This window comes from Acetomicrobium mobile, assembly GCF_937920065.1.
In genome coordinates, this window is sequence record NZ_CALETC010000260.1 from 1 (window position 1) to 6,677 (window position 6,677).

General features: G+C 42.4%; 6 protein-coding genes and 1 tRNA gene. All 7 read right to left on the bottom strand.

All coding sequences use genetic code 11. The annotated features are described in order from the left end of the window. Positions 1–1,863 (bottom strand): phage tail tape measure protein (locus Q7P41_RS09800; protein WP_303883889.1); only part of this gene is annotated, 1,863 nt, incomplete at its 3' end. Between the two features lie 253 nt (positions 1,864–2,116). Beyond that, positions 2,117–3,031 carry a site-specific integrase gene (locus tag Q7P41_RS09805; RefSeq protein WP_303883891.1) on the bottom strand — a complete coding sequence of 305 codons (915 nt, stop codon included), beginning with the start codon at positions 3,029–3,031 and terminating at the stop codon, positions 2,117–2,119. A 115-nt stretch (positions 3,032–3,146) separates the two neighbouring features. Next, a tRNA-His gene (locus tag Q7P41_RS09810) sits at positions 3,147–3,223 on the bottom strand. 159 nt (positions 3,224–3,382) lie between these two features. After that, the gene (locus Q7P41_RS09815) at positions 3,383–3,895 is read right to left on the bottom strand and encodes a hypothetical protein (protein ID WP_303883892.1); all 513 of its coding nucleotides are present in this window, start codon (positions 3,893–3,895) and stop codon (positions 3,383–3,385) included. Between the two features lie 37 nt (positions 3,896–3,932). Next, a complete protein-coding gene (locus tag Q7P41_RS09820) occupies positions 3,933–5,747 on the bottom strand; it encodes a DUF2075 domain-containing protein (protein WP_303883893.1) in 1,815 nt (604 codons plus the stop codon). 15 nt (positions 5,748–5,762) lie between these two features. Next, entirely contained in the window at positions 5,763–6,167 is a 405-nt protein-coding gene (locus Q7P41_RS09825) for a (deoxy)nucleoside triphosphate pyrophosphohydrolase (protein WP_303883895.1), read from the bottom strand. Between the two features lie 253 nt (positions 6,168–6,420). Further along, on the bottom strand, positions 6,421–6,677 hold a 257-nt coding region (locus Q7P41_RS09830), incomplete at its 5' end, for a hypothetical protein (protein WP_303883897.1).

The window sequence follows — 6,677 nt, forward strand, 5'->3', positions numbered from 1 at the left end:
TATTTTGATTTTGCCAAGGACTGATATAAGATCCCATAACTTGCCTATAACAGCCGCAATGGCACGTGGCCCGGCACCGATTGCATCCCATAACGTGTTTATCATTGACCTTACAGTCTCGCTTTTTTTATATAGGATGGTTAGCCCAGCCACAAGGCCGGCAATAGCCATCACAATGAGGCCTATCGGGTTTGCCGAAAGGGCTGCATTAAGAAGCCATTGGGCTGCCGTCCACATCTTTGTTCCAAGCGCTACAGCCTTGGTGACGACGTTATAGGCTATGAGCTTGCCGACAGACAGCAGCTTGCCGCTTAAGCCTAAGACAACGTTAAGACCTTTTTGAGCAAGCGCCCAGGCCTTAGTCGAAACAGTCGCAATTTTAGTGGCTATATTATGCTTCATAAGGAATACGTATAACTTCGCAAACCTATTTATAGTAGAAAATACTGTAAACTCGACGGCCCGCACGGCCACGTTGAAAGCCAGCATCCCAGCTGTGCCCAAGACTAAAGCCTTCGTCAGCTTTGGATGTGCATCGGTCCAGTCCGCCACTTTCTTAGAAGCTGCAGAAAGTTTTTGGGATGTCTCAGCAAGCGGGGGGAGTAGAAAACTGCCTAACCGGATTGCAAGGGTGTTGATGTTGTTGGAAAGCATCTGGATCGCATTTGCGGTAGTTTTAGACCTTTCAATAAATTCTTTCTCCATACTCCCCGTGTACCCGGTTGCGTCGTTCACCAAATCCCAATTCTTATTTAAATTCCCAAGGCCGTCTATGAGCATTGGTATTGTTCGGGTGCCTATCTCGCCAAAAAGCTTATTTATAATTGCTGTCTGAGTGTATTTTGGTGCCTTTCTAATGGCTTCAAAAACTTGGATTATCGTCCCACGAGGGTCTACTTGCATCGATTTCGCTATTTTTTGAGATTGAAATCCCAAGGCCTTCAAAAGTTCTTTCTGTTCCTTTGTAGCGCTGGCTCCGGCGGTGAGAGTTTTAATTAACGTCATTAGGCCTGTCGAAATAGCGCTTACATCACCTTCCTTGCCAAGCGCTGCCTTTAGCGTCCCGCCAAGCGCTGCTACATCTGCTGCTGTTAGGCCAGCAATCTTGCCTAATGGGCCTATCTTAGTAACGATACTTGCAATATCAGGGGCCGTTGCGTTTATGTTATTTGATAGATAATTTATTTGGTCGCCTAGCTTAATTACTTCCTGCTGGGTCATCCCAAATGAAGTTCGCCACGTGGCCATCAGGCTTCCCGCTTCGCCTGCAGCGATGTCGAAGGCTACAGCCATTTTGGCTGCAGTTTCAGCGAAAGATGCCGTCTCTTCACTTGCAATCCCGGCCTGTCCGGCGGCTGCAACTATGTCTGCAATACCGCTTGCAGCAATAGGAACTCGCTGAGATATTTCGAGAATATCTTGGGCCATTGCCTTAAACTGCTCGGGAGACTTAAAGTCCATAACCTTTCGCACATCCGCCATTGAGGACTCGAACTTTGTCGCTGCGACGACTGGCCCGGCAAGGACGGCCGTCATAAGGGCGGTCGAACGCAATAATTTACCCCTGGCATCGCTTGCCTTGGCTTCCATATTTTGCTGGAAATTAACCGCCTTGGCTAGTTTTTCTTGGGCAGCCTGCGCCTTCTCAAGCTCGGCCGTGAATTTTGCGTAGGATGCGATATATTCGTCAGCAGATATCTTGCCCTGCTTGTGGGCTTCTTCAAGCTCTTTCAGCCTTGCCTTGGTGCCTGTGATTTCTCTTTGGTGTCTCTGCAGGGTTGAAGCAGCCGACATAAAGGACCGACTAAAAGTCGAGTCCAGTTTGCCGGCTATTTTAATGGCCATTTCATAAGTGGTTGCCATATTGCCCTGCTCGCCTCTTCCATTCTTTTAGATACTATTTTTTTGTATTATATCATAATTGTAGTGTACTGTCAATTAATAAGATAAATATAGCCGTAAATATTACATCTGTTTGAATATAACCACACATACGTTTAGTTTTTTGCGTTTGGCTACCTCATGTATCGTTTTTATCTATGAATATCGACACAAAAGTATTACGTTTATAAACTTTATAATTAGGTTGCCCTATGTGGCGGAAGCCCTATTTAATCTACTTGACTCTTTTTTTAGGCTTTATTAACGAGTTTATTGGACTGCTCTTTTCAAGCTCATTTCTTAAGTCGTCTCCATCAAGTGCCAAATAACGCTTAGTCATATTTAAGTCCGTATGGCCCATTGTCCTTTGCAATGCGAAGACATTTCCGCCGTTTCTCAAATACAGAATTGCGAAGCTGTGCCTTAAATCGTATGGCGTAACCCTAATGCCAAGCTTTTTTGAATACCTTGCCAAGACGTGACTCCATGAGCGAACTTGCAAATATTCTCCGTCTTGAGAGCAGAAGACGGGGACATCGTCTTTCCATGTGGGATGGCGTGAGGAAAGCAGCTTTTGCACTGTTATGCAAACGACAGGGGAAAGAGGAAGGGTCCTGCTCGTTTTTGTTTTGGCCACCTCTTTGGATATGGCTACTTCCCTCCCCCTTACATTGAAGTCCTTTGGCAGTAGTTGGAGTGCCTCCCCCGGCCTTATGCCGGTATCTAAAGAAAAAAGCATGAGCGTGTAATTTCTAAGCCCCGCAAAGGTGCTTTTGTCGGGAAGCTCTAAAAGCCTTTCTAAGGTCTCTTTTGGAATTGCCCTGGCCCTCCCCTCGTCCTTCCTTTTTGGGAAGTCTATTGGGTTTTCCGTAACGGCACCTTGTGCGACCAGGTAGGAGAAGAAGCTTTTGATGTAGCTCCTCCGTAGGTTAAACGAGGCTGGCGACAGCTCTTGTGTAAAATATTCCTTCACCCTCTGCGTGATTGTTTCGGCATTTTCGAGAGCAATTCCCTCAAAAAAACGTGGGATGTAATAACGGTAGTCGTTGAGCGTTCGAGGCCTTAGGCCCTCCAACTCCTTTTGGAGCAGAAATTCCTCAAAATAATCTTCCCAGCTTTTAAGTTTAACAAACCTCAAGACTTTTCCCATTTCAATCCCCCTTTTCAAGGACACTGGACTCGTACATTTTTGGAGGAGATTGTTTGAAAAAGCACAAAAGGGGGAAAGCTTGAAAAGTCTTGCTGTTACTGGATTTCCATAAAAATGGGGTGAGCGAGGGGACTTGAACCCCCAACCCCTGGATCCACAGTCCAGTGCTCTTACCAGTTGAGCTACGCTCACCGTTTGTGTAGATTATATCATATTTCCATTCATCTCACGGTAGGGCCGGAAGATTGGATCCCAATTTCTTGGTTCCCAAATTCCCTTTGCCTGCGCGACATATATTACCATGCCCGCTTTTTATAAGTCAAATTCAATTTGACGCGGTTAGCAATATGGTTATTTTTCAGCCAAATTAACATCTTTTGCTATCATTTCACCAAGAACGCTTGCCACCTTCTGCAATGTTTCTAGAGGAAACCCCTCTAATAATTCCACTTCACCCGTTTGTGTAGAAATAACAAGATAATATGTCTTTTTGGCTGCTGCTTTGGCAGCAGCTCCAGCCCCGCTACTTATGCCACGAATTATGAGAAAACAGACACAAGCAATACCGGCAAGAAGGAAGGCAGCTCCCACGGGCATATCAGCACCTAACATTGAAGCAACAATAATAATACCTATGCCTAAAATGCAAAGCCCAAAAATAGGCCCCAAAATACATCCCGCAGCTGAGCTAGCCACCGTTCCGACCCCTTCCACCACAGCAGAACCTACGCTTTCCGATATTTTGTAATACACTCCCTTCACACCCCAAATAGAACTCAAAGGATAACGGACACCATCGGCAAAAAACATATCATCATCAATGACAACAAGCCTTCCGTTATACTCTTCTCTGAGCCGCTCCATGTTTACCACCTCGCGTTATGTTATTATGTTAAAGGTTTCATATTTCTTTTAATCCTGCTTTCTTCAATGTTTCATATGTTTCGTTCAAAGACTCGTGATCAGGAATATAAACTACAAAACCATCACGCCCTCGAGTTAATAAAACTCGATAACTGTTCAACCTCAGATGATGAGGATCCTTGCAATCGAATTGACGCTCATAACGCTTCCAAGCGCCATTACTCCATTGAAGATCCTCTCCCCAACATATGATAGGCATATCAAGCTCTAACCCTTGACAATAAAACTCGGTAGCAACTTTGTTGAGCTGGCAACATGACAGCGGATTTGTGGCAGGTTCATTGTACCAAGGCCCAACTTTCAAATTTTTAGTAGTTTTGAATGAGTTGTCAATGTCATACTCATGGAGTATTTTCGCCTTAGATGAACAGATCAATCCATATCTTTTTTCTGGGTCGTTTATATATCTATTTCTACAATATCTCTTTGCGCCGTCCAAGCGCCTTGTAATATACATACTAAACCCCTGCTGGTGTATGTTTTGGCTGAGCTGAGTTGCCTTTTCAATATCTCCATCTAATAAACTATCTACCCATTTAGTAACATCTTCAGCTAAATGAGAACGCAAAGAGACCGTAAGATCTAATTCATCAAATGTAACGACACAACATACACCTTCAAAAATACTTTTAAGCTTTGGAGGACAGACAACCGTCCACGAACACTTTCCCGAAACGCTGGCATCTCTCCATTGATAGATGCCAGCTTCTTCACCCACATGGATCTCTTGCCCTTCCCCAACCAAGCCAACCAAAAAAGACCACTCTGGGATATTTTCGGCAATCTCTATGATCAATTCTGGTTCCGACTTGCTTATATTGTGCTTTTTAAAAACATGATCTTTATCCCAAGCACGTTGGGCTTCATCGAAAACTATGATATGTTCTTTTGGTATACCTCGCTTCATAATGCCGTATTCTATTACGAAATTTCTAAGCGGCCTAACAAACGTTTTATTCTTAAGAGCATACTGCAATACCTCAATCAATGGCCCATTGCCAGATAAAAACGTGGAGCCTTGAAAGTTGCTATGAACTTTATGCACGAAATCAAGGCCCAACAAAGTTTTACCTGACCCTGGAACTCCTGTCACCAAGGCAAGCACTCTATTGCCGTTATTTTTTGCATCCTGAGCAATACCAATAAGCTTATCAACTGCTTGGGGGATTCCAGCGCTATAAGCTTTTCGTATATATGGCAAATCTTCATTTTGATAAATAGCTTTGGCAGCTTCTACCAATGAAGGTAATGGAGCATATTCACCCTTAAGCCAGCCATCTAGACTTATAACTTGTTTATTGGAAAGTTTTGATATGATCAATTCTTCAAGTTTATCGGGAGAACATATATAGACATTATCGTAATGATATTTTTTGTTTATAGCCTTCGTTAACACAAGAACAGGCGTTACTGTTAAATCATGAGAGGCGCTATGGTAATTTTTTAGATCTCTTGCATATGCAAAAATTTGATCCAAATCTGCTAGCGTAGGACTTTCTTTCATCTTATATTCTAGAACAAATAAATGTTCACCTGAGAGTAAAAGGACATCTGGACGTCTTCCGCCCTCTCTGGGTAATAAGTATTCAAATATAATGTAGCAATCATATTTAACACATGCTTTGAAGAACGGCAGGCTTTTATCATAACAATCGTTCCATGCTGCTAGTTGCTCTTTACTTGGGGCTTCATTTGTTAATGCAGAGTAATTATCCTTCATTTGTCGTCCAAGCCACTCATCTTTGCTTACACCTAAAAATTCTGAGATTGTACCCTTAAAACAACAATCCATGATGCAGCTCCTCCTTCATGTTTTACTTAAATATCTTTCTAACATTTTTTTAGCTATTTGAATATCAGCTGGTAATAGTTTGTATTTTAATAAATTGTTTACCTTAACCCATTTATACATATCATGGACCGATATTGAGATTTTTCCATCTACAAACACGCAATAATAAGCAAGCAAAGTAATATTTGCACCTTCATAGTTTTGCGTTACTTCAGCACAAAGCTCACCTATAGATATTGTTAAATCCAATTCCTCCTTTAGTTCTCTTTTGAGGGCTTCTTGAGGTGTTTCATCAGCTTCTATTTTTCCTCCGGGAAATTCCCAACCTCCAGCAAAACTCTCCTTACTGCCACGCCTTGCAATTAAAACTTTATCATTATTATCGATGATAATGCCTGCGACAACTTTTATCGTTTTCAAGATTAATACACACCTCTGCTTAATGTTATCACTTGCTTTACTGTTTATTGTATTTTATAAACTACACCAAAGTCCAGACCTTGTTGATGTTTAGCTATAATGATATTTTGCAAAATTCACATTTCCTTGCTTCCTTCTTTTACATAACACAAGGATCGGGCAAGGACAAAGAACTTGTACGTAAGACTTAAAGATCAGATACAAGCAAACCTGCTAAATTTAAAGGTAAGACAGATAAGGCGGAAACCTAAAGTTAACGAATGATTTCAAGATAACTGTCGTCATTTATCGCTTCTTCCTTCTGTCTTAAGAATTTGCTTGCATTTTCAACCGTGGCGTCAAAGAGGCCTATCAGCTCTTTTAGTATGTCTATCGTTTTAAATTTGTAAAAGTATCTTTCGCCTTTTTTGCCGGTTTTTTCGTCATCGGGCGAGATCCTTGCTAAGTACAGATATTTCCCGTCGAAAACAAGCGCCAAACGACGGGTGGAGTCAAGCCACCTCGCGTTCT